Source organism: Bradyrhizobium sp. 215_C5_N1_1 (genome assembly GCF_052075935.1).
In the GTDB taxonomy this organism is placed as follows: domain Bacteria; phylum Pseudomonadota; class Alphaproteobacteria; order Rhizobiales; family Xanthobacteraceae; genus Bradyrhizobium; species Bradyrhizobium barranii.
This window is the reverse complement of the sequence record NZ_CP197228.1, coordinates 4,804,893-4,823,787: the sequence shown is the minus strand read 5'-3', so window position 1 is coordinate 4,823,787 and position 18,895 is coordinate 4,804,893. Positions and strand designations below refer to the sequence as shown.

Here is an 18,895-nt window from a genome sequence, read left to right as displayed (position 1 = left end):
TGTCACCCCCCAATCGGCGCGAGGGGCCACGAGGCGCCTCAACTGTTGCTCTTGCGTGCTGCCAGCGCCATTCCGATCAGGGTGGCGCCGCCGAACAGCAAATTGATACCGACGAGGATGCCGATCGCCCATTCCGCCGAGCTCGGCAGCCCCGTGATCACCATGAACGCGATCGCGATGTCGACGAGGCCCGAGATCAAGAGCCAGGACCAGCGGCTGCTCAGCTCGCGGCGGTGCTCCAGCGCATACATGATGGTGGCGACGCCCTCGGCGAGGAAGTAGGCGCCGAGCACGATGGTCAGCGTCAGCACGGCCTGCATCGGCCGGGCCAGCAGGAGCATGCCGGCGAGCACGGCTAGCGCGGCCGAGATCAGCGACCACCAGAATCCCGGCGAGCTGCGCGCCCAATAGGTCACGATCAGCCCGCCAATGCCGCTGATCAGGAACATCCAGCCGAGAAAGATCGTGATCGCAAGGCTTGCGAGCGGCGGCAGGATCAGCGCGGCGACGCCGAGAACGGCAAGCAGGATGCCTTCGAACAGGAAGGCCTTCCAATGCGCCTTGACCGTTTCGCTCATGGCGGATTGCAGCCGGGAAAAATCCTCAGGCGATGTCATCGGCAGGCTCCAGATCGAAAGATGTCTGCTCAATCTAGTATGCACACACCGCGCTTGCCATCCCGTGGCTCAACCGCCGCCGTGCGCTGACGAAAAACCTTCGCCGCTGGTGCGAACGCGGTTGCGGCCGAGAATGTAGATCGCGATCGTGACAATCAGGAGCGCGAGGCCGAGCAGGATCGAGACGAAGCCGATCGGGATCAGGGCCAATGTCAGATTGCGCTCGGGGTTGATCAGCCAGTGATGGATCGAGGTCAGCACGAAGGCGAGGCCGAGGAAGCCGACGCCGCCGCCGGCGAGCAGCAGCGCCCACATCCGGCGCAGCTGGCTGAGCCGCTCCCGCGCGATATCGGTCCGCGGCGCGTGATGGCGCGCGACCCGCCGCACCAGGCGGATGGCGAAGGCGATCGAGCTGAAGCCGATCAGCAGGCTCGCTCCGCCCAGCCACATCCGCAGCGTCGGATCGAGATCGGGCATCCGCTGCAAGGTCAGCAGCGGGAAGTCGAAGGCCGAATGCAGCGCGACCGGGCCTGCGAAGATCAGCAGGCGGCTGGACAGGCGGGCCCAGTCGCGATGGTGGCGGTTGGCACCCAGCGCCGTGCCGGCGCGCGCGATCGTCAGGTAGGCGCCGGCGATGATGCCGAGCGCGCCGTGGAACGGTACGGTCAGCACGCTGCGCAGGGCGGCCAGCGAGCGCCACATCTCGGCGTGCTGGACGAGGTAGGCGAGGTTCTCGTAGGCGGCGAAGCCGAGGCCGACGGCGGCGCCATAGACCACGGTATCCATCGGATTGGCGAAGGTCCGCCGCTTGGTCGAGGAGACCAGCACGATGGCGATCACCTTGACCGCTTCCTCGGGCAGCGCGACCCCGAAGACCGAATGCATGGCGAGCGCCGCCCAGGGGTTGTCGGGGGCTGCAACCATCTTGGCGAAGGGCGCGCGGGCAACGCCCAGCAGCGAAATGCTGGCCGCGCCGAGCAGGAAGGCGGTCCAGACCTGGGCCGGCGGTCCCGGGCGCTCCTCGGCGGCAATGACGAGCCACAGCATCAGCAGCGCCGGGGCGATGGCGGCAGTTCCGATGACGGTGGGCAAAGCTTCAATCAGGTACATCGGCGCCGAAAATAGGTTCCCTTGATTTGCTTATCTACGTCTACCGATGCGACCATGTGTCATGCATTTGCTGTCGCGTCACTTAACAGGCGCGACAGCCGGCGTTCATCGGGATCGGCACCGAACGTGTAGATTGCGAGCGCAATCAAGCGCATGACAGAACCAGTTCGTCATCGATGGGAGCGGCCCGCGCCCGCCACCGGATCGCGATTGGCAAGTCAGATCAAGGCACTGCGCAGGTTTCTTCGATTCACGATGCACGTGACTGAGCGGCGAGTCCAGAGGCGGCGGGGCTTCCGCCTGGACAACGCGCGGCCGGGCTAACCGGCCTAGTCACGCTTCGTTGTGCGCCCACGTGGCGGCGCAGCGACCCGGCGTGCCCGCAGCTGCTCCAGCTCCCAGAAGGCGCGTACGAGGCACGTGCCAAGGCAGAAGACGATGAGCAGCAGCAGGAGGGCCTGGTCGACGGCAGGGATGTGCATCATGACGTTGATTAAGCAACGTGCATGCCATGCGTTCCCGCAGTCGCCTGCGCCGCGCGCAGCCCGCAAGGCGGTTTGGGCCGGCGCTTCCCGCGCTTCAATGCGTGGTGAACGGCGGCGGCGCGTCCGGCGCGATGTCGAAGGCGCCGAGATGGAATTCCTCGCCGACGGCCTCGTCCGGCTCGGCGTGGTGCGCCAGCAGCGTGAAGGCGGCTTGCGGATATTGCTTCCAGATATCGAGATCGCCAGCCGTAATCGTCAGCCAGCCAAAGGTGTACATGTAGCGTCCGGGCTCGGTGACCCGGCCAACTCTGTCCCAAGTGATCTTATCAATCCTAATCTTGTTGACTGCCATTCGGTCCCCCGATCGCAAGTCTGCAAATGAGGTCCGGCACGAGGCACAGACCCTCAAAAGCTGATCCCGCAATGGGGCCGCGATAGGGCAGCGGAGCGGAGGCAGGGCGGCCGGAGGAACGGCCGCCGCCTGCCGCCTTTAGCGCCCCGTCGTGGCCGCCTGCGCCTCCGTTTCGGACGCCAGCTCGAGCTGACGGTGCGAGGCGTGGAAGACGTCGTGGACGAGGCCGATCTTCTCCATGCCCAGAATGATCAGGCCGTTGAGATCGATCTCCCACCAGGCGTGCGAGATATAGGCGTCCCGCGGGAAGCGGTGATGGTTGTTGTGCAGACCCTCGCCGAAGGTGAGGATCGTGGTCACGAACTCGTTGGTCGAGGCGTCCTCGACCTCGAAGCGGCGATAGCCGTAGGCGTGGCAGACCGAGCCGGTGAGCTGGCTGGTGAGGATCAGCAGGTAACAGCGGAGCAGGCCGGAGAACAGCACGCAGCCGATCATGGTGTGCACGCCGCCGAAGGTGTAGCCGATTACGGCGGGAATGAAGACAGCGGACATCCCGTACCAGACCCAGCGCGTGCGCACGAAGAACATCGCGATCGGATCGGCGAGAATGTCCTTGGCGTAGTATTCGTTGTCGGTGGTCGCCTGGTCGAACACCCAGCTGCCCTGGGCGTGCAGGAAACCCTTGAGCGCGCTGACATAGCGATTGCCGAAGCCGTCGAATTGCGGGCTGTGGGGATCGCCGACGTCATCGGCATAGAGGTGATGGCGGCGGTGGTTGGCAACCCATTTCGCGATCGAGCCCTGCACCGCCATCTGGGCGATGGCGCAGAAGAAGACGCGCATGATCGGGCCGGTGCGGAAGCTGCGATGGACGAACAGGCGGTGCATGCCTGCGCCGATGCCGAATGTGGTCAGCGCGAACATCCAGGCGAAGGTGAACAGCTCCACCTTGCCGACGCCTTGCGTGATGGCCCAGATGATGCCCGCGACAGCGCCGACGTAGAGAATGCCGAGGAGGAGATAGCTTTCGCGCAACTTGGCCTGAACGAGCGGGCCTTCAGTGATGACGCCGGGCGGGAGCTGCGGCTTTGCGACGGCGGGCGCGTTTTGGGCGGTCTCTGCCGGGGCGAACTCAGCGATGGACATTCCAGGACTTCCAATAAGTCGAGGCCCGCAGTGATTGCGGACGTGCTGGGTCACACCCTACCGCGCGGGGATCGGCACCTCCAGTATTTAGTTAAAGTTGAGTTAAAATCGATCGGGCCGATTCAGGCCGATTGCAGCATGGGCGTACGGACGACCAGGCGGACGAGGTCGTCCCGCTGCTGCTTTTCGGCGAACTTGACCGCAAAGCCGTTGTCGAATTTGCGAATGACGCGTCCGACGCAGGCACCGACCGCAAGCGGGGTTCCGATCGGCGGGTCGTATTCGCAGGATATCGCGACACCGGCTGTGGAGACGTCGATGATGAAGCAGGCATGGGTGCTGCCGTCGGCGAGCGTCAGAAAGGTGTGCGAGACCTGGGGAACGAAGCGCGCGTCATTGCGCAGTTCCTGAATGCTGGCGTCCTTCTGCTTCTTCTCCAGCCAGGTCAGCTTTTCCGACATCCAGGCGCGCCGCTCCCGCGTCATCTCGAGTTCCATCAGAAAGCCCGCCTTCAGCGTCGCGCTGATGGTGCACTGGAATTCGCCAAAGTCCTGGAAATAGGAGGTCACGCGCTCGCCGACCTTGCCCACGACTGGTACGTCGACGATCATGCGGAACGGGGAGACACGCTTGGTGCGGCAGGCGAAGGTGCGCAGCTGGCCCTCACAATCGTACCAGCGCGGCAGCGAGTAGCTGCCGCTCACGCTGACTTCCACTGCACGCCGCCGGAGGAACTCTGAGACGGACATGAACGCCAATCGTGTTTCGGATTGTTTCCGTAGATTCACGGTAGGGCGCAACGTCTAAGCAAACGATACGCCGATCAAATAGCAGGGGTAAATTTCCGGTAAACGCCCCGGCCATCTCACGACATCGTCATTGCGCGCCGCTCAGAGAGATCCGAGCAGCACCAGCAAGGCGAGCAGGCCAAGGGCCATGAGGAGCCTGATCGCCGTCGCGGTCAGGCTGTCCGGCCTGATCTGGAATCCGAACCACGGCAATGCGTGCCGCATAGCCAGCCCCGCAGACGCTTCGACGGTCGCGAACACGACGGCGATGCCGGCAATGGTGGACCAGGATGCGGCCGGCGGCATCCATGCCGCAAGCCAGGCCGGGACGGAGCCTTGCAAGGATGCGAGCAGCGCGAACCATCCGAACAGGGATGCGAAGCCCTTGATGATGTCGGGACCGACCGTATCCGGCTCGAACCGGATGCCGACCACTCTGAGCGCGTGCTCGATGCGCTCGCCGTCGGTGAGGAAGAGATAGGCGCCGAGATAGAGCGGAATGCGCGACTGGAACAGCAGGGCGATGACACCGAACAGGACCGTGTAGCCGAAGGCATCGCCGAGAATGTCCACGCCGCTCGTGCGCGACGGCGCTATCGCGGTTGCGGCCTGGGGCTGCGGAAGCGATCGGGCGCGCGCCATGTGCTCCAGCATTCTGGCGCGCCGCTCCGGCGCGTAGGGCGCTGTACGGTGCATCCACGACGGCGGTGCCGGCGAGGCGGCGCCGGTCTGGCGGTCCGAGGGGGATTTATGCAGCACCATGGCCTGTACCGGTTCCAACGGGACATTGGTCGTCGGTCAGGGGCAGGGAGGTTCAGGGAGAGGGGCGGATTTCGCCGCATCACCCGATGGCCCGGATGATGGCGCTCCCTGGCGGAATCGAACCGCTCTCTCCACCGTGAAAGAGATGGGATGATGTCCATGGTCGTTTATCCCCGTCTAAAAATGCGTGCTGCTTTGGCTTCCTCGTCGAGCTTACGCATCCGCTCCTGGTGGTAGGTCCTGGCGGCAGCTCGGTTCTCTACCTTGGTCATTGCGCCATCGAAGCCTGGCGCCGCGAGAGTCAAATTATCAATCCCTTGGGCCGCGGAACGAACGCGGGCGCATCGTGGGTGTGGAAAAGCAAAGGCCCCGCCGGTTCACGCTGGCGGGCCCCAGCCTTGTTGCATGCGCTAATCATTCGTGAATTGCCCAGCCCTGACGCCGTAGAAATACTGATCCAGCTATGATGGCGGTGGCGTTGATTACCGGCTGTGTCAGCGTTTTGGCTCTAGGCGCCACATTCGCGGTGGTCATCTATTTCGATGCTAGAGCGGATCGCAGGCGCCAACAGTAAGGCCGCGCCAGAAGTTGATTGCCTGATGAACAGGATCACTCAAACGTTGGGCCGGACGGGGATGTCCCTTGTTGTCGTCTCTCTCGTCTCTGCCTGCTCCAGCTCAGAACATGCCGCTCCGAAGTCAGTTGTTCGATCTGGCGCGCCGTGGGCCCGAGACCTCAATGAGCCGCCCCCAAATCGAGAGCCCGCGAGTGCCGCAACTGCACAGACAAAGGCAGGCCTGAACGCTGCGCGCCAGAAGGCGGTTACCGGGCGGTAGGGGGGCTTTCGCGCTGAGTCGTCCGCAAGCTTACCTGTGCTGGCAGAACTTCACGAGCGGCGGGGCTTTGGTCCCGCGCCTAGATCAGCGGAAAATGGTTGTTCCTATATTGAAGGGCTGACGGATCCGCAGGGCTCATGGGTTAGGAGCACGTGCCCGTGCCAACATTCATGGTGCGTTTGGGCGAAGCCAATCAAGGCCAGGATAATCAAAGCCACTGCGACGCATCCGGCTACAACGTTCTGCATCATGGCTGCCACTCCAGGTAAACTGTGACTGGCTTACTCGGCCAGGCACCGGCGAGCAGGCCTTCGAAGTCCGCGCTGGGCGCCCGGTCACCGAGTGATCACCGCGGACGGTGACCGGGCGGACAAGCTATCTGGCGAAACCGGAGTCTAGAAGCTTCAGAGTCGAAATCGGCCACTTGCCGTCGTGGCCACCGATCGAGATCCGGAGCCCGTGCACCTCGTCAAGGAAGACGTGATCAACCGTCCCCGCCTTACCGTCGGTCAGGATAACACCCCTGCCGATTAGCTCCGTCTCGGCAGCATGAAGTTCTCGAAGGATGTTCGTCGCTCGTTTGGTCCAGTCATCGGACATGGTCATGCCCTACGCGGCTGGCGGATTAGTGAAGATCAGTCAGAGCGGCAGATGCATTGAGGCCATCGCCGCTTCGCGCGAGTCAGTGCCGCCAACCGTCCTTGTCGAGCTCGACCCTGAAACCTTCCGGCAGCCGCGGCATCTCGCCTTCGGTCACGACTTGCAGCGCGGGTTACTTCGGTGGGCGCAAATCGCCTTGAAGCCAGCGGCCATTGGAATGCATGGGATCTTCATGCGTTGCGAATGTCGTAAGTGCGTGATTGCAGACAGCGCAGCGAAACATGTGCAGGTCCACGCTTAGGCTTTTTGGCTCGATGCTGACGAGCATCATCTGGGCCTTGCACCTCGGACAGGCTGGGCGCGCAAATGGAGCCGGCGGAATGTGCCGCGCCAATCTGGCGGCCCACCGTTGTTCGAACTTTCTTTCGAGGTCCGCAGGGATCGTGCTCATGATCCGAACTCCGGGGTTCGCGATCCTGCCCCGGTGCTAACGCCTCAACGCTCACCGCGCCCTAAAGGTCCCAAACAGCACCAGAGGGAACCATCGCGTCCGCAGCTGCGCGGTAGTCGGCCGCCAGCGCGTTCAGTCCATCGCGCGCGAGAACGAGATCGTCATCGTCCGCCCAATCCGAGCAAAGGCGCTCCATTTCGCGCAGCTCCGCGACCCGGCGCTGTGTACGAGTCCATACCCGTATATTGGACAGGTGTTGGACACGGCGGCGGAGGAGGGCGGCAAGTGATTGATTTTGTTGGCGCTCCCTAGCGGAATCGAACCGCTCTCTCCACCGTGAAAGGGTGGCGTCCTAACCGATAGACGAAGGGAGCAAACACAAGGCCCCGCCGCTTTTCACGGCATGGCCGCCGGCCATCCGAGTCGAGCCCGGCGGCTGCAGCGGGCGAACGTATAGTGGCCTTTGGCGCCGTGGGCAAGCCGTTCGGGAACGGTCTTTTGGGACCGGTGGATAGCCTCCACCCCCGTTACATTCGGGGGCGATTTCAACGGTTTCTTAGGGGGGCCTGAGCTAGCGCTGGAACCGGAGAAATTTGTCCATGCCCCAGCCCAAGAAGCGCGCAGCCCGCAAATCGCTGTCGCGGCACGCCTGGATCACGCTCGACGGCGGATTCGCGGCGCGGCATTGCCTGGTCCAGGACATCTCCGATACCGGCGCGAAGATCATGCTGGACGAGGACGCGAGCCAGCTCCCGGGCGTGATCCGGATGGCGTTCGCGCGTGATGCCCGCACCGGGCGGAGCTGCCAGGTGATCTGGCGCCGCGGCAAATCGGCGGGCGTCAAGTTCATCTGATCCCGGGCGAGGCGACCCGGATGGCGCGGGGCGCCGGTCCGGGCTAGAACGGTTGCATGCGCGCGCCGCTCCTCATCCTCCTCCCGTTGCTGGCCACGTCCGCGGCCGCGGCCGAGGCCCTGCGCCTTCCGCCTGCCGAGGGGCCGCAGGCCGGCAAGGCTCTGCCGCTGAAGGGGACGGGTGGCACGGCGAAGGCCGGTTCCTGCGCCTCCTATGGCCCGCGCTTCGTCATGGTCGAGGGTACCGGCACCTGCGTGAAGATCGGCGGCTCGGTCAGCGTCGAGACCACGGTCAGGCGCTGAAGCCGATGCCGCCGGATCTCATGCGGCCCGACATCATCGTCCCCTTCGTGATGTATTGCGCACTGCTGTTGTGGGTCGGGCGCGGCCTGAGCTGGACGGCCAAGCTCGCCACCGCCGCCGTGACGCTGGTGCTGATCATCTGCGTGCTGCTGGTCGAGCGCGGCTGGCGCTAGGCACCGCCCAGAGCAAAAACGCGAAAACAACCCCATGCACAGTAGCCGTCAAGTGCCGGCGCGACGCTTGATGCATGCGCCGTGACGACGATTCATCGCGCAGTCAGCACAGCTTACGCCGCGCCGCCGGCTCACGACATCGGCGGTGCGACGAACTGGGCAAATCCGGGCCGCTTGCCGAGCTCGGCGAGCCAGCGGGTCAAATGCGGTTGCGCCGGACGGGTGATGCCCTCGACGCTGAGCCAGCGCCGCGCATAGGCGCCGACCGCGATGTCGGCCAGCGTGAATTGGTCGCCATCCATGAAGCGGCGCGACGAGAGCAGGCGGTCGGCGATGGCCCAGACCTCGGCGGCGGCGTCGGCATCCCGCTGCACCTGGATCATGTCGCGCTCGGCGGGGGCCGTGCGCACGATGCCCCAGAACACCGGGCGGTCCACCGGCTGCACCATCGACAGCGTCCAGTCGAGCCAGCGGTCGACGCTGGTGCGCAGCTTCGCTGCCTCGGGATAGAGCGGCGTGCCGCGGCCATGCGCGAGGCAGAGATAGCGCATGATGGAGTTCGATTCCCACAGCACGAAGTCGCCCTCGACCAGCGTCGGGATCCGCGCGTTGGGGTTCATCGCGAGATAGTCGGGCTCGCGGGTCTTGCCGAAACTCATGCCGGCGTCGATGCGCTCATAGGGCAGGTCGAGCTCGGCGAGGCACCACAGCACCTTCTGCACGTTGACCGAGTTGGCGCGGCCCCAGATCGTCCGCTTGGTGTCCGGCATGAAGTCCTCCCGCGTTTCGCTTTGGCGCGCGTGATAGCGGAATTCCCTGGCGGGAGCGACGGCGATTGCGGCGCGCCCCTCATGCAAAAAGCTCCGCCGTCGGCGGAGCTTTCATTGCAAGCTGAACTTGGCAAGCTGAACTTGGCAAGTTGAACCTAGCAAGTTGAGCCTGGCAAATCGAACCCGGCAAATCGAGCCCGATGATCAGTGGCCGAAGAACAGCCACAACAGAATGATCACCGGGATCGGCACGCCAAGCATCCACAGCAACAGTCCTCGTCCCATTGCGTCCTCCTCCAATCGTTATGTCGGAAGGACAACACCGGTAGCGAGGGCTGGTTCCTGCGTCGCGGCCCTACCAGTGGCCGGTATTCGGCATCGACGACCAGGGCTCGGCCGGCGCCTTCGGCTCGCCCTTCTGCAGCAACTCGATCGAGTGCAGATCCGGCGAACGGACGAAGGCCATGTTGCCGTCGCGCGGCGGCCGGTTGATAGTGACGCCGGCCTTCATCAGCTGCGCGCAGGTTGCGTAGATGTCGTCGACCTCATAGGCGAGATGGCCGAAGAAGCGATCCTCGCCATACTTCTCCTCGTCCCAATTGTAAGTGAGCTCGACCAGCGGCGCGCCGCGCGTTTGCGGCTGCTTCTTCAGCGCCTCGAGATCGTCCGCCGAGCACAGGAAGACGAGCGTGAAGCGCCCCTTGTCATTCTCGATCCGCCGCACCTCCTTCAGTCCCAGCGCATCCTGGTAAAACTTCAGCGCGACATCGAGATTGCGCACGCGCAGCATGGTATGGAGGTATCGCATGGTTGTTGCTCCCTGATACGGAGGTGTTTTGGTTTGGGCCGGAACGGCGGGGACAGGAGATAGCAGGAAAGTGGGAGGAGGGGCAGGGGGCGTGCGCACATGCACGTGAGGTCGAAACCTGCTGGTGAAGTATCGCCCCAAGCGTACGCGTCCGGTGACGGCCCCTGGTTAGGTCATCTTGAGCGGATGGCTGACCGCGCTCATGCGGCGTGAGCGACATTCTGAGGTCGCCAATTCCAGGGCATGAGTTCGTGGATGCGCTTGGCAGGGTGATCCGGTAGGCGCGCTAGCACGTCGGCAAGCCAAGCCTGCGGGTCGATGTCATTGAGCTTGGCGGTGGCGATGAGGCTGTAGATGGCAGCCGCACGCCGGCCGCCCTCGTCGGACCCTGCAAAGGTCCAATTTTTTCGTCCCACGGCGACCGCCCTTAGCTCACGCTCAGCAGCATTGTTCGACATGCAAAGCCGTCCGTCATCAAGGAAGCGGCTAAATGCATCCCAGCGGCTGAGGCAGTAATTGATCGCTTTGGTCGTGTCGTTGTTCCTGGAGAGCTTGGCGCGCTGCTCGCGTAACCACGCCTCCAGCTCGACGATCAGGGGGCGGCTACGCTCATGGCGCAGACGCAAACGCTCCTGCGCAGTAAGACCGTTGATCTCGCGCTCGATGGCGAACAGGACATCGATGCGCTTGACCGCCTCGGCCGCGATCGGCGCCTTGCTGAGCCGCGCGAGATCAAAAAACTTGCGTCTGCCGTGCGCCCAGCACGCGGCCTCGATGATCGGGCCGCCCTTGCGATTGGCCTCGTAGAGCCTGCCAAAGCCGGCGTAGGCGTCGGCCTGCATCAGTCCGGCATAACCCGCCAGATGCCGCTCCGGATGCGCACCGCCACGATCGGGTGAGTAGAAGAACATAGCCGCCGGCGGATCTGGGCCGGCAAACGGACGGTCGTCGCGCACGTAAGTCCAGAGCCGGCCGGTCCGGGTCTTGCCCTTGGCCAGGACCGGCACCGTGGTGTCATCCGCGTGGATGCGCTCGGCTGCGAAGACGTGGCTCCCGATCGCATCGACCAGAGGCATCAGGGTTGCCGCGGAGGCACCTACCCAGTCCGCGAGCGTCGATACGTCGAGGTCGATGCCTTCACGCTGGTAGACGTTGCTCTGACGATGAAGCGGCAGGTGCAGGCCGTATTTGGCGAACAGGACATGGGCCAGCAGCTTGGGCCCTGCACGCCCGCGCGCAATCGGATGCGAAGGAGCCGGCGGCTGGGTGATCGCTTCGCAGGCTCGGCAGACGAGCTTCTCGCGCACGTGCTGGATCACCTTCCACTGACGTGGAATGAGCTCCAGCGTCTCGGTCACGTCCTCGCCAATCTTGCGCAATCGACTGTCGCCGCAGCATGGGCAGGTGGCCGGCACCGGATAGACAATGCGCTCCCGCGGCAAATGCTCCGGCAGCGGCCGGCGGGCTGGCTTGCGGCGCTCGAACGATGGCACCGCAATCTTCTCGGCTGCCATCTGTGCTGCGGTCTCAGCTTGCGCCGCGTTCTCCTCCAGGTCGGCGAGCTGTAGCTCGAGCTGGTCCAGCAATGCGCCTCGCTCGGAGGACTGTCCGAACTGCTCGTGTCGGAGCTTCTTGATCGTGAGCTTGAGCTTCTCGATCAGCAATGTCCCCGCCTGGGCTTCCGCCTCCGCGGCCAACCGGGCCGCTCGCTCGGCGCGCAGCATCGCCTGCAGCGTGGTCACATCGTCGGGAAGAGAATCATCAGCGCCCATCGCCGACCAGAGAATCACAAGACGCGATCTCTGTCCGAACCGCTGATCCTGCCACAGATTCAAATCCCAGCGATCAGCCAGCCGCCTGCGGTCGCCAGGTATGTTGCGGCATCCGCCAGTCGATGCCCTCCAGCAGATAGCCAAGCTGGGCTGGGGTGATGGTTACCACACCATCAGCCGACGACGGCCACAAGAAGCGGCCGCGCTCCAGCCGCTTGGCGTAGAGCGACATGCCCAGTCCATCGTGCCAAAGGATCTTGATCAGCTTGCCGCTTTTGCCACGGAACACATAGAGGTCGCCGCCGTGCGGGTCTCGCCTGAAGGCTTCCTGCACCAGTAAGCCCAGCGAGTTCATGCCGCGGCGCATATCGGTGTGGCCGGTCGCAATCCACACCCGTACGCCCGACGCAATGGGGATCACCGCAAGCGTCCATCTGCCAGCGCCGCCACGGCGGCCTTCAGCGTCGCCGTGTCGACCGTACCCGTGATCCGCATCCGAGCCCCGGCAGCAAACTCGATCTCGATCGACCCGCCGCTGCTCGTCGGCGCGACTGGACAAGGCGTCGGCCCTGATTCCGCGACCACTATCGCCGGTACGAAGCCAGGTTGATCCGCGGCATCCTTCCGCTCCGGCCGAAACGAGCGTCGCCATCGCAGCAGCAACGAGCGCGAAACGCCATACCGCCGCGCGGTTGCTGCGACCTGGCGCGGCGCCTGTAAGCTCTCCAGGACGATCTTGAGCTTCTCATCCTCGGACCAGCGCCGCCGCCGGCCCGTGTCCACTACCTCAAGCCGTTCGACTTGGGCACTGCGCCTATCACTGTCCATAAGGACAGTTCTCAACAACACGCCTCATTCGGCAAGGCGGCCTTCACCGGACGGATACCCCCAAGCGTGGACCGAAGCCACAGAGTCAGCAGGGGCGACGGCGAATGAGTTTAATCACCGTCACCGCAATTCACGCCGTTGCCGGATGATGCTCTTGGCCCATGCATGCCAATTGACCGGGTTAGTGTCTTTCTGGCCAACAAGCCGATTTACACAGTGTGCCGGTTGGGGGATGCCCTATTCTGAGCCATGCAACGAAATCTCGACCGTGATGCCGTCTTTGATTAATTCGCCATCGAAGAGAAATATTGCGGCTTCCGGATAGAAGTATTGTGCCTCCCAGCCAGCTTTTATCTCTCGATTGTCGATTTTGACGTCAGCCCGAATAGGGATGAACTGCTTATCATAGAATAGTATCAACGCCCATTTCCCATTGCTTAGGCTGTAAGCCAAGGGATATCGGACCACGTTGTAACGATTGAGAACATTATGTTTCCAGCCAGCACGTTCCATCTCGAAGCTCATGCTGGCGCGATTTTCGACTGGTTTGCCTTGCGTCGGGTCCTTTTGTTGGTTGAGTTGCGCGGTCTGCTTTTTGAGGTCTTCATTCACGCGATCGAAGGCTAGAAACGCAGAGATAGCTAGACCAACTATTACTAGCCGTCGGAAGGTCCTGTGGCGGCCTTCTTCAGGCCAGTGCTCATGGAGCCAATCCAAAAAGGCTTTCGGCCAAAAATTTCGACTCAGAAGCTGATCTATTAGAAAGATTATCCCAGTCGCCAAAAGGAAGAATTGAGTGAAGAAAGCGAAAGCGAACTCCCAAATCCTTGTCGCATAGTCGGTCAATGCCGCAATCATTGAAACACCCAAGTCGTCATAAGAACCATAAAGACACGTTGAGGCAGGTCATCTTCCCGCAATTGCGGTGACAGCTCGTCACTTCGCCTTCGCTATCTTATTTAAGATCGTTATTGCGTCATTTAGAGGTGCTAGACCGGCTCCCGCGTGGTCAGAGCAATATGGATAACTGTTTCCAGAACGAGCGGCGTTGATTGAATCAATGCCCTGCTGCGTGTCTAACACCAGTTTCGCGATAGTCGCTTGATCAACATTACTAGTGTTCGATTGCCAGAAACGCAGCTGCGGGTAAGAGAACGCAAAGAATGCCACTCCGGAGATTAGTGCTGCCGCGGAAGTAGCCGGCGTCCAATCGAATTCGATGCCGAAGAACTTCTTGGGAGCGAAGAGCCCGAGGAAGGCCAAGAATATTCCGAGCGCCATCGCGGCACTGTCGCCCGAACCATACAATTTCAAAAATTCGTCCATATAGGGGCTCTCTAAAGCTGAAGGTCGGTTGAAAGCCTTGCTAATAGCAGCTTTTCCGTGTGAATAGTAGTACGCTCCAGACGGAGCGCGCGGGGGCGCAAGAGCGATGGTTGTTGCGATTCAATATCTGAAAGTCTTGCTGACTTTAGCTACGGCTGGCTGCGCTGTTGCATCGGGATTATACTGGATCAAGTCAGCGCGAGCTAAGGTTATGGCATCCACAACTTCGGTCGGTGGTGTGTTCGGTGGCGGCATCCACGTAAAGTTGGGCACTGGCGAGGTCATCGATTTTCACGCGACGTTTGATGAGCAGTCAAAATTTAATTCGAGGGCTGCCTACACATCCGCCGCCGCAGCGGGATTAGGGGGCGCTCTCGCTCTGCTGAGTTTAATCACACCGACGTAGTAGCTCTTGCCAATAACATCGTAGCGGTGCGCACTCTCGGAGACGATCGTTCATCGCTCGCCTCGATCGACTGACCGGCCAGCTTCTGAAACCGGAGATTACGGTGACAGTGCACTCAATTGATCCTTCCACCAAGTGTGGATCGAAGCAGACCGCGAAGTAATTTAATGCACTGTCACCGTTACTCCCGAAATCGTCTCGCCACGTACGGTTTCAGCAAGCGTCCGAACGAGAGCGACCAAAATTATACGGTAAAACATGATGCGTCCCGGTAAGGAGTCCCGAGCCGCAGCTTATAGTAGAGTCCAAAACAGATAAATCCCGCGCTATGCGAGCGATTACGGTGGCAGCACAGTCACCGTAATTCCAAGGACGGTTATCGGACCTTCGGTCAACTCCTTGGACGAGATGCAGGAGCTAACAAACTTTCCTTGAGGGGAAGCGCAATGGCCGGACGAGACAAGCAACCGCCTAGACGTCTCGCAGACACTATCGTAGGCCGCGTGCTGGCTGGTCTAACCGTAGCGGGGATAGGCTTCCTCGCGGGCACCTTTCAGCCGTTCTGGCCGACTGAGCCGGAGTTTGACGCAGGCGCCCCCTCTCTGGCGTCGCCTTTCGACGTTCCCTTCACGGTCACGAACAATAGCAAGGTCTTCAAGATTACAGACCTGAAGATCATCTGCGAGCTGATCGAAGTGACGACCCGAAATAACAACGGCGTCGCGAACATCACCCTAAACGTTGCGGCATCGAACTTCATCGAGCCAGGGGAGGCGCCGATCTACATATGCCCTCTCAATCGCTTCGTTGCGCTGCCGCAAGGTGATCCGATTGTTAGGGCCGTAATGCGCTTCAACTATTCGTATTCACAATCTGCGTGGTGGAGCGAGACCCAGATGGCGTCAAAACAAACGCGTGTATTTTCGCTCTTGACGAACGTCGTTCCGCCTCGCTGGACCGCACAGCGTAGATTGAATTGATCGGAGTTACGGTGACAGTGCACTCAACTCCGACGGCAGATGGCAGCGGGTTGAATGCACTGTCACCGTAACTCCAATGCGCTGTCAGCGGAATTCAGCGCTTCTCGTCAATGAGCAAGCCCGGTCCTGCCGATGAACCATCCTCAATGCCATGGTCACTAATGCCCATATCTGGAAGGTATTTCGCCGTGAAATGGTTCAAACGATATGCAATTGGCTGCCTGATCTGGTTGATCCTCGGCGGCATCAACGATGGCTACAGACGGCCCGGCGAAGACATGCGTTGGGGCGCTATCGTCATGGTGGCGGGTTTTTGGCCAATCGTGACCGCCGTCATCGTTGGCAGCTCTGTTGGCGAGGTTGCGCACAAGATCAATGAAGGGAAGCTGGGGTGACTGACGTGTCCGACACCCAGAAACTGATGCCCGCACTCTCGACGCCTAGGCGCGACCTGCTGAGGCGAGAAATATATAGGCAATTCGGATTTGATGGTCGAAAGACGCTCTTCTTGCTCCTTCTCCTTTTCGCGATCCCCGCGGACGACTGCTCCGCGCAGACACCGCCGCCCCCAGTCGACGAACATGCGTTCGAGCGCGTGCCGCCGACAGTCGTGAAGAGATTGGCGACCCGCTTTTCGCTAGGCGCATTCGCCGGCCGCTTCGAAGAGACGCGGCTCGGCGCGGTTCGCGAAGCCGTGGGCGAAGGGACCATCCGACACCAAGGCGACGCTGGAGATAGCATCTATTGGCTGTGTTATCGGCGCGCGCAGCATCGATTATGGGTGGTGTCCAGCGGAGAGATGGGCGGCCCGGACCATCTCGTCACGGAGATCGTTGAAGAGCTCACCGAGAAAGACGCCGGGGCCTCGGCCGATTGCGCCATCATCCCGGAAAAGTTCTCGCCCGTCGTCCTCGACAGCAAGCTGCATTTAGGTATGTCGCGTCAGGAGGTAATCACGGCGTTGGGACCGCCGTCGAAGTCGGAAGCTGCTCAGATCGTGTATTCTCACGAGGGAAAGCTCGCAGACGGTTTCGATGAGACCGCTTGGCTCATTCTCGGATTTGGTGAGGACAAGCTCGTGTCCATGCGCGGCGGCAAGACCACGACGAATTGAAGTGGCTGCGAGCAGCGTTCGCGCTTCGCGACGGATGCGAACGAGTCACGCTCGCTCCCGCACCAGCCCCATCATATACCCCAGCTTCTCCACCACCTTCGGCGAAAGCAAGCCAATGGCACTTGCGCCACGCGCGTCGACCGGGCCCCAGGGGATCTGGTCCGGCAATATGACGATCTCCCCTTGATTGACGACGGTTGAATTTACTCCTTTTGGTTGCAGGGGGCGCTAGCGGGTCCTAACGCAAGGCGTGAGCCGCGCATGCGTGACCGTCTGTCCGCGCAAGGACATGACACGATGCGGCTGCAACATCAAAAAGGGGGATCGCGACGTGCGCGCGACAGCTACGTCACTTGGCTAGCTCACTTGGCGTAACCTTGGGAACGGAGCCATGCGATCTTGCGATCGCCGTTGATCCAGTCGTCGGCATCTGCCTTGCTGGCGAATCCGGTGATTTCGCGCTGTTCGTGGTCGGGGTAGTCCGCCAGTATCTTCCAGTCGCTGTCTGAGAGGCGGACGGTTTTGAAGGTCACTTTTGCTTTGGCCATGCCGCACTATGCAGGGAATTCTCTTAAATGAGAACCCGCCTCGGCCGGCTTTTCGTCAATCCGCATCGGCATCACTCACGGTGACGGAAAACCAATCCGGTCCCGATCGGCCCGTTCCTCGGCGATGATGGCTGTTTATGAGTGTCGAACAGTGACCTCGCCAGCAACCTATCGAACCGGCGCCCTCGATGGCCAACCCTCGGCGGTTGAACCCCGCCAGAGGTAGGGCGACTAAACGCCATGGCCGCTTTCTTTGCAGAACTCCTGTTTGATCTCGTCAGAATCCTGGTCGGTGACTGGCTGAGACAGGCTGCGGTGACCGTTTGTGCGTGGCTCGATACGAAGATTCACGGCCGCGGGGCACGCCTTGTCGTGGGCGGCCTTCTTGGGCTCGCCGCCTATTTCCTCGTTCCGGTTATCGCCGGGCTGCTGGGTTTTTGATGCTCTCCGTGAAGGCAAACCTCATCATCGCACTGGCCATCGGGGCGCTCATCTCCTCGGTGCTCCTCGCCATCGAGCCGCTGACCGACTTCGCTTTTCTTTCGCTGGAGTGGCCCGGCATCACCGCAGCGTATTTGTTCTGGGGAGCGGTCGGAGGCTCCAGCTTCGCAGGGATTGCCATTTCCTGGCTCGTGAATGCACTCACCTACGCTCTCGGTGCTTTCGCCATTCTCATCGTTCTCAGTGCTCTCAGGCTGCTGACCAAGCCGAAGACTTGAGAGGCGCGGCGACCTCCTGGAGCTTATGAAAGCTGATCCGGACAAAGGCGCAGCGGAGATCCACGCCATGATGGGAGCGGCATGAAGCGCTGGCTTCAAAGGCTCGGAAAGATTGCGAGGGTTGCGGCGATTTGCGGGACCGTCGCGTGGCTTGTGCTTTTGACGAGTTCTCCCCAGGCGCCTGATGCCGCGCATCCTGAACGCTACGCGCACCGGCACGATGTCCGGTATGTGAGCCAGGAGATGGGATCGACCCTGCGAATTCTGCTCGGCTCGACGTTTGCTCTGGTCCTGGTGGCGTTTGGATGTCACTTCGCGACCAGGGACATGCGAGATGGGACGTAGCCGCAGCGTGTTTGTCGCTGTTGGACCATGCTTCGCATCGCCGGGAGCGCTGCGTCCGGGGCACGAGCGCACATGAAAAGCCGCCCCTGACATGGCCAGGGGCGGCTTTGACAAAAGTCAGTCTAGTGACCGGTGCCGGGCTTCGTCGTCTTCGGCGGCTTGCCGTCTTCTACGCGGCCTTCGTTCCTGAGGTCGCGACCCTCCTGAGCCTTCTTCTGGCTCCCGGGCGACTTGCCGTGCTCGTACAGCTCTTCCTTGACGTAGCCGGCGGCTTCCTTGGCTTTACCTTCAACGCTCATTGCAATCTCCTCATCTGGAGACGGGTCAATGTGCGGGAGAGCCGACCGTTCCTATCCGCCGGTCATTGTGGGGATGCGCCTGCCGTCGGCAACTACGCAGCAATCCGTCGTTCGACAGGTGCTGTCAGATATTTGAGCATCTGCGCATGCTCGAGGTCGGGAACCGCAATCGCCGTGTGGCTGTAGATCGCGTGGGTCCGCGAATTGGCGATTCTGTCCAGGATCTCTTTGCCCTTGATGACGTGGAGGCCCATGCCCTCCTGCGAGGGGAAGATCGCCAGCACCACGTCGTAAGCCGCGATGACGGCCTTGAGCGCTTCGGCTTTGTCCTCGGCGATGTCAACAAACACGCGAACATCAGCCGCGAGTTCACGCAGCTCGTCAAAATTCAGCACTGTGGGTTTACTCCAACGCAACGATACTGGCGGGGAGAGTGGATGGGTTAGGTTACCGAAGTCTCAACAAGGCGTGCCGGGTCGCAGGTTTCACGACGAGGTGACGCGA

The 18,895-nt window shown here is 61.8% G+C and carries 25 protein-coding genes and 1 tRNA gene; 8 read left to right on the top strand and 18 right to left on the bottom strand.

The window, feature by feature from the left end:
* Positions 1–38: 38 nt before the first annotated feature.
* The 8 genes from AB7G19_RS23390 to AB7G19_RS23355 all read right to left on the bottom strand — a co-directional run bounded on the left by AB7G19_RS23390 (position 39) and on the right by AB7G19_RS23355 (position 7,521).
* Positions 39–617: an HdeD family acid-resistance protein gene (locus AB7G19_RS23390; protein WP_063983474.1), complete on the bottom strand. Its 579-nt coding sequence runs from the start codon at positions 615–617 to the stop codon at positions 39–41.
* A gap of 69 nt (positions 618–686) precedes the next feature.
* Entirely contained in the window at positions 687–1,727 is a 1,041-nt protein-coding gene (locus AB7G19_RS23385; protein ID WP_283018797.1) for a PrsW family glutamic-type intramembrane protease, read from the bottom strand.
* A gap of 579 nt (positions 1,728–2,306) precedes the next feature.
* On the bottom strand, positions 2,307–2,564 hold the full coding sequence (locus AB7G19_RS23380) for a hypothetical protein (RefSeq protein WP_283018798.1): 258 nt from the start codon (positions 2,562–2,564) through the stop codon (positions 2,307–2,309).
* A 138-nt stretch (positions 2,565–2,702) separates the two neighbouring features.
* Complete coding sequence (locus tag AB7G19_RS23375) at positions 2,703–3,710, bottom strand: acyl-CoA desaturase (protein WP_283018799.1); 1,008 nt, start codon at positions 3,708–3,710, stop codon at positions 2,703–2,705.
* 122 nt (positions 3,711–3,832) lie between these two features.
* On the bottom strand, positions 3,833–4,459 hold the full coding sequence (locus tag AB7G19_RS23370) for a PilZ domain-containing protein (protein WP_283018800.1): 627 nt from the start codon (positions 4,457–4,459) through the stop codon (positions 3,833–3,835).
* Positions 4,460–4,600: 141 nt separating this feature from the next.
* Positions 4,601–5,260 carry a hypothetical protein gene (locus AB7G19_RS23365; RefSeq protein WP_283018801.1) on the bottom strand — a complete coding sequence of 220 codons (660 nt, stop codon included), beginning with the start codon at positions 5,258–5,260 and terminating at the stop codon, positions 4,601–4,603.
* A gap of 1,211 nt (positions 5,261–6,471) precedes the next feature.
* The gene (locus AB7G19_RS23360; protein ID WP_081369264.1) at positions 6,472–6,702 is read right to left on the bottom strand and encodes a photosystem reaction center subunit H; all 231 of its coding nucleotides are present in this window, start codon (positions 6,700–6,702) and stop codon (positions 6,472–6,474) included.
* Positions 6,703–7,446: 744 nt separating this feature from the next.
* A tRNA-Glu gene (locus AB7G19_RS23355) sits at positions 7,447–7,521 on the bottom strand.
* A gap of 225 nt (positions 7,522–7,746) precedes the next feature.
* Between AB7G19_RS23355 and AB7G19_RS23350 the strand changes: the two genes are divergently transcribed.
* From AB7G19_RS23350 to AB7G19_RS23340, 3 genes are read left to right on the top strand one after another with little or no spacing between them, the layout of a single operon-like run.
* Entirely contained in the window at positions 7,747–8,001 is a 255-nt protein-coding gene (locus AB7G19_RS23350; protein ID WP_071914215.1) for a PilZ domain-containing protein, read from the top strand.
* 56 nt (positions 8,002–8,057) lie between these two features.
* Positions 8,058–8,303 carry a hypothetical protein gene (locus AB7G19_RS23345; protein WP_283016370.1) on the top strand — a complete coding sequence of 82 codons (246 nt, stop codon included), beginning with the start codon at positions 8,058–8,060 and terminating at the stop codon, positions 8,301–8,303.
* A 5-nt stretch (positions 8,304–8,308) separates the two neighbouring features.
* Positions 8,309–8,476 carry a hypothetical protein gene (locus AB7G19_RS23340; protein ID WP_014495480.1) on the top strand — a complete coding sequence of 56 codons (168 nt, stop codon included), beginning with the start codon at positions 8,309–8,311 and terminating at the stop codon, positions 8,474–8,476.
* A 131-nt stretch (positions 8,477–8,607) separates the two neighbouring features.
* Here the strand turns inward: AB7G19_RS23340 and AB7G19_RS23335 are convergent, their stop codons facing one another.
* The 7 genes from AB7G19_RS23335 to AB7G19_RS23305 all read right to left on the bottom strand — a co-directional run bounded on the left by AB7G19_RS23335 (position 8,608) and on the right by AB7G19_RS23305 (position 13,980).
* The gene (locus tag AB7G19_RS23335) at positions 8,608–9,246 is read right to left on the bottom strand and encodes a glutathione S-transferase family protein (protein ID WP_441268131.1); all 639 of its coding nucleotides are present in this window, start codon (positions 9,244–9,246) and stop codon (positions 8,608–8,610) included.
* Between the two features lie 355 nt (positions 9,247–9,601).
* Positions 9,602–10,054, bottom strand: a complete 453-nt coding sequence (locus AB7G19_RS23330; RefSeq protein ID WP_014495478.1) for a VOC family protein — start codon at positions 10,052–10,054, stop codon at positions 9,602–9,604.
* Positions 10,055–10,254: 200 nt separating this feature from the next.
* On the bottom strand, positions 10,255–11,826 hold the full coding sequence (gene tnpC / locus AB7G19_RS23325; RefSeq protein ID WP_354134956.1) for an IS66 family transposase: 1,572 nt from the start codon (positions 11,824–11,826) through the stop codon (positions 10,255–10,257).
* A gap of 73 nt (positions 11,827–11,899) precedes the next feature.
* Positions 11,900–12,247: an IS66 family insertion sequence element accessory protein TnpB gene (gene tnpB / locus AB7G19_RS23320; RefSeq protein WP_354125837.1), complete on the bottom strand. Its 348-nt coding sequence runs from the start codon at positions 12,245–12,247 to the stop codon at positions 11,900–11,902.
* Positions 12,244–12,654: an IS66-like element accessory protein TnpA gene (gene tnpA / locus AB7G19_RS23315; RefSeq protein WP_441268130.1), complete on the bottom strand. Its 411-nt coding sequence runs from the start codon at positions 12,652–12,654 to the stop codon at positions 12,244–12,246. Before tnpA ends, tnpB begins: the two co-directional genes overlap by 4 nt.
* 237 nt (positions 12,655–12,891) lie before the next feature.
* Positions 12,892–13,512: a hypothetical protein gene (locus tag AB7G19_RS23310; RefSeq protein ID WP_283016371.1), complete on the bottom strand. Its 621-nt coding sequence runs from the start codon at positions 13,510–13,512 to the stop codon at positions 12,892–12,894.
* A 78-nt stretch (positions 13,513–13,590) separates the two neighbouring features.
* Positions 13,591–13,980 (bottom strand): hypothetical protein, encoded by a 390-nt coding sequence (locus AB7G19_RS23305; protein ID WP_283016372.1) that lies wholly within the window; start codon positions 13,978–13,980, stop codon positions 13,591–13,593.
* 852 nt (positions 13,981–14,832) lie between these two features.
* Here AB7G19_RS23305 and AB7G19_RS23300 point away from each other — a divergent pair.
* From AB7G19_RS23300 to AB7G19_RS23290, 3 genes are all read left to right on the top strand, one after another.
* Positions 14,833–15,366 (top strand): hypothetical protein, encoded by a 534-nt coding sequence (locus AB7G19_RS23300; protein WP_283016373.1) that lies wholly within the window; start codon positions 14,833–14,835, stop codon positions 15,364–15,366.
* 188 nt (positions 15,367–15,554) lie between these two features.
* Positions 15,555–15,761: a hypothetical protein gene (locus tag AB7G19_RS23295; RefSeq protein ID WP_028151003.1), complete on the top strand. Its 207-nt coding sequence runs from the start codon at positions 15,555–15,557 to the stop codon at positions 15,759–15,761.
* A gap of 5 nt (positions 15,762–15,766) precedes the next feature.
* On the top strand, positions 15,767–16,480 hold the full coding sequence (locus AB7G19_RS23290) for a hypothetical protein (protein ID WP_354113853.1): 714 nt from the start codon (positions 15,767–15,769) through the stop codon (positions 16,478–16,480).
* 362 nt (positions 16,481–16,842) lie between these two features.
* Here the strand turns inward: AB7G19_RS23290 and AB7G19_RS23285 are convergent, their stop codons facing one another.
* Entirely contained in the window at positions 16,843–17,028 is a 186-nt protein-coding gene (locus AB7G19_RS23285; protein WP_028151001.1) for a hypothetical protein, read from the bottom strand.
* Between the two features lie 240 nt (positions 17,029–17,268).
* Between AB7G19_RS23285 and AB7G19_RS23280 the strand changes: the two genes are divergently transcribed.
* On the top strand, positions 17,269–17,469 hold the full coding sequence (locus AB7G19_RS23280; protein WP_283016375.1) for a hypothetical protein: 201 nt from the start codon (positions 17,269–17,271) through the stop codon (positions 17,467–17,469).
* The gene (locus AB7G19_RS23275; protein ID WP_283016376.1) at positions 17,469–17,747 is read left to right on the top strand and encodes a hypothetical protein; all 279 of its coding nucleotides are present in this window, start codon (positions 17,469–17,471) and stop codon (positions 17,745–17,747) included. Before AB7G19_RS23280 ends, AB7G19_RS23275 begins: the two co-directional genes overlap by 1 nt.
* Before the next feature lie 467 nt (positions 17,748–18,214).
* Here the strand turns inward: AB7G19_RS23275 and AB7G19_RS23270 are convergent, their stop codons facing one another.
* Positions 18,215–18,391, bottom strand: coding sequence for a hypothetical protein (locus AB7G19_RS23270; protein WP_283016377.1), 177 nt, complete (start codon positions 18,389–18,391; stop codon positions 18,215–18,217).
* 92 nt (positions 18,392–18,483) lie between these two features.
* On the bottom strand, positions 18,484–18,786 hold the full coding sequence (locus AB7G19_RS23265) for a hypothetical protein (protein ID WP_028150997.1): 303 nt from the start codon (positions 18,784–18,786) through the stop codon (positions 18,484–18,486).
* Positions 18,787–18,895: the final 109 nt, after the last annotated feature.

Bases quoted from the DNA above. Each gene is read 5' to 3' on its own strand.
- tnpA (WP_441268130.1), bottom strand. From the start codon at position 12,654: ATGGACAGTGATAGGCGCAGTGCCCAAGTCGAACGGCTTGAGGTAGTG.
- AB7G19_RS23280 (WP_283016375.1), top strand. From the start codon at position 17,269: ATGGCCGCTTTCTTTGCAGAACTCCTGTTTGATCTCGTCAGAATCCTG.
- AB7G19_RS23270 (WP_283016377.1), bottom strand. From the start codon at position 18,391: ATGAGCGTTGAAGGTAAAGCCAAGGAAGCCGCCGGCTACGTCAAGGAA.
- AB7G19_RS23350 (WP_071914215.1), top strand. From the start codon at position 7,747: ATGCCCCAGCCCAAGAAGCGCGCAGCCCGCAAATCGCTGTCGCGGCAC.
- AB7G19_RS23365 (WP_283018801.1), bottom strand. From the start codon at position 5,260: ATGGTGCTGCATAAATCCCCCTCGGACCGCCAGACCGGCGCCGCCTCG.
- AB7G19_RS23285 (WP_028151001.1), bottom strand. From the start codon at position 17,028: ATGGCCAAAGCAAAAGTGACCTTCAAAACCGTCCGCCTCTCAGACAGC.
- AB7G19_RS23300 (WP_283016373.1), top strand. From the start codon at position 14,833: ATGGCCGGACGAGACAAGCAACCGCCTAGACGTCTCGCAGACACTATC.
- AB7G19_RS23360 (WP_081369264.1), bottom strand. From the start codon at position 6,702: ATGACCATGTCCGATGACTGGACCAAACGAGCGACGAACATCCTTCGA.
- AB7G19_RS23380 (WP_283018798.1), bottom strand. From the start codon at position 2,564: ATGGCAGTCAACAAGATTAGGATTGATAAGATCACTTGGGACAGAGTT.
- AB7G19_RS23330 (WP_014495478.1), bottom strand. From the start codon at position 10,054: ATGCGATACCTCCATACCATGCTGCGCGTGCGCAATCTCGATGTCGCG.
- AB7G19_RS23340 (WP_014495480.1), top strand. From the start codon at position 8,309: ATGCCGCCGGATCTCATGCGGCCCGACATCATCGTCCCCTTCGTGATG.
- AB7G19_RS23370 (WP_283018800.1), bottom strand. From the start codon at position 4,459: ATGTCCGTCTCAGAGTTCCTCCGGCGGCGTGCAGTGGAAGTCAGCGTG.
- AB7G19_RS23310 (WP_283016371.1), bottom strand. From the start codon at position 13,512: ATGATTGCGGCATTGACCGACTATGCGACAAGGATTTGGGAGTTCGCT.
- AB7G19_RS23305 (WP_283016372.1), bottom strand. From the start codon at position 13,980: ATGGACGAATTTTTGAAATTGTATGGTTCGGGCGACAGTGCCGCGATG.
- AB7G19_RS23385 (WP_283018797.1), bottom strand. From the start codon at position 1,727: ATGTACCTGATTGAAGCTTTGCCCACCGTCATCGGAACTGCCGCCATC.
- AB7G19_RS23275 (WP_283016376.1), top strand. From the start codon at position 17,469: ATGCTCTCCGTGAAGGCAAACCTCATCATCGCACTGGCCATCGGGGCG.
- tnpC (WP_354134956.1), bottom strand. From the start codon at position 11,826: ATGGGCGCTGATGATTCTCTTCCCGACGATGTGACCACGCTGCAGGCG.
- AB7G19_RS23375 (WP_283018799.1), bottom strand. From the start codon at position 3,710: ATGTCCATCGCTGAGTTCGCCCCGGCAGAGACCGCCCAAAACGCGCCC.
- AB7G19_RS23345 (WP_283016370.1), top strand. From the start codon at position 8,058: ATGCGCGCGCCGCTCCTCATCCTCCTCCCGTTGCTGGCCACGTCCGCG.
- AB7G19_RS23390 (WP_063983474.1), bottom strand. From the start codon at position 617: ATGACATCGCCTGAGGATTTTTCCCGGCTGCAATCCGCCATGAGCGAA.
- AB7G19_RS23335 (WP_441268131.1), bottom strand. From the start codon at position 9,246: ATGCCGGACACCAAGCGGACGATCTGGGGCCGCGCCAACTCGGTCAAC.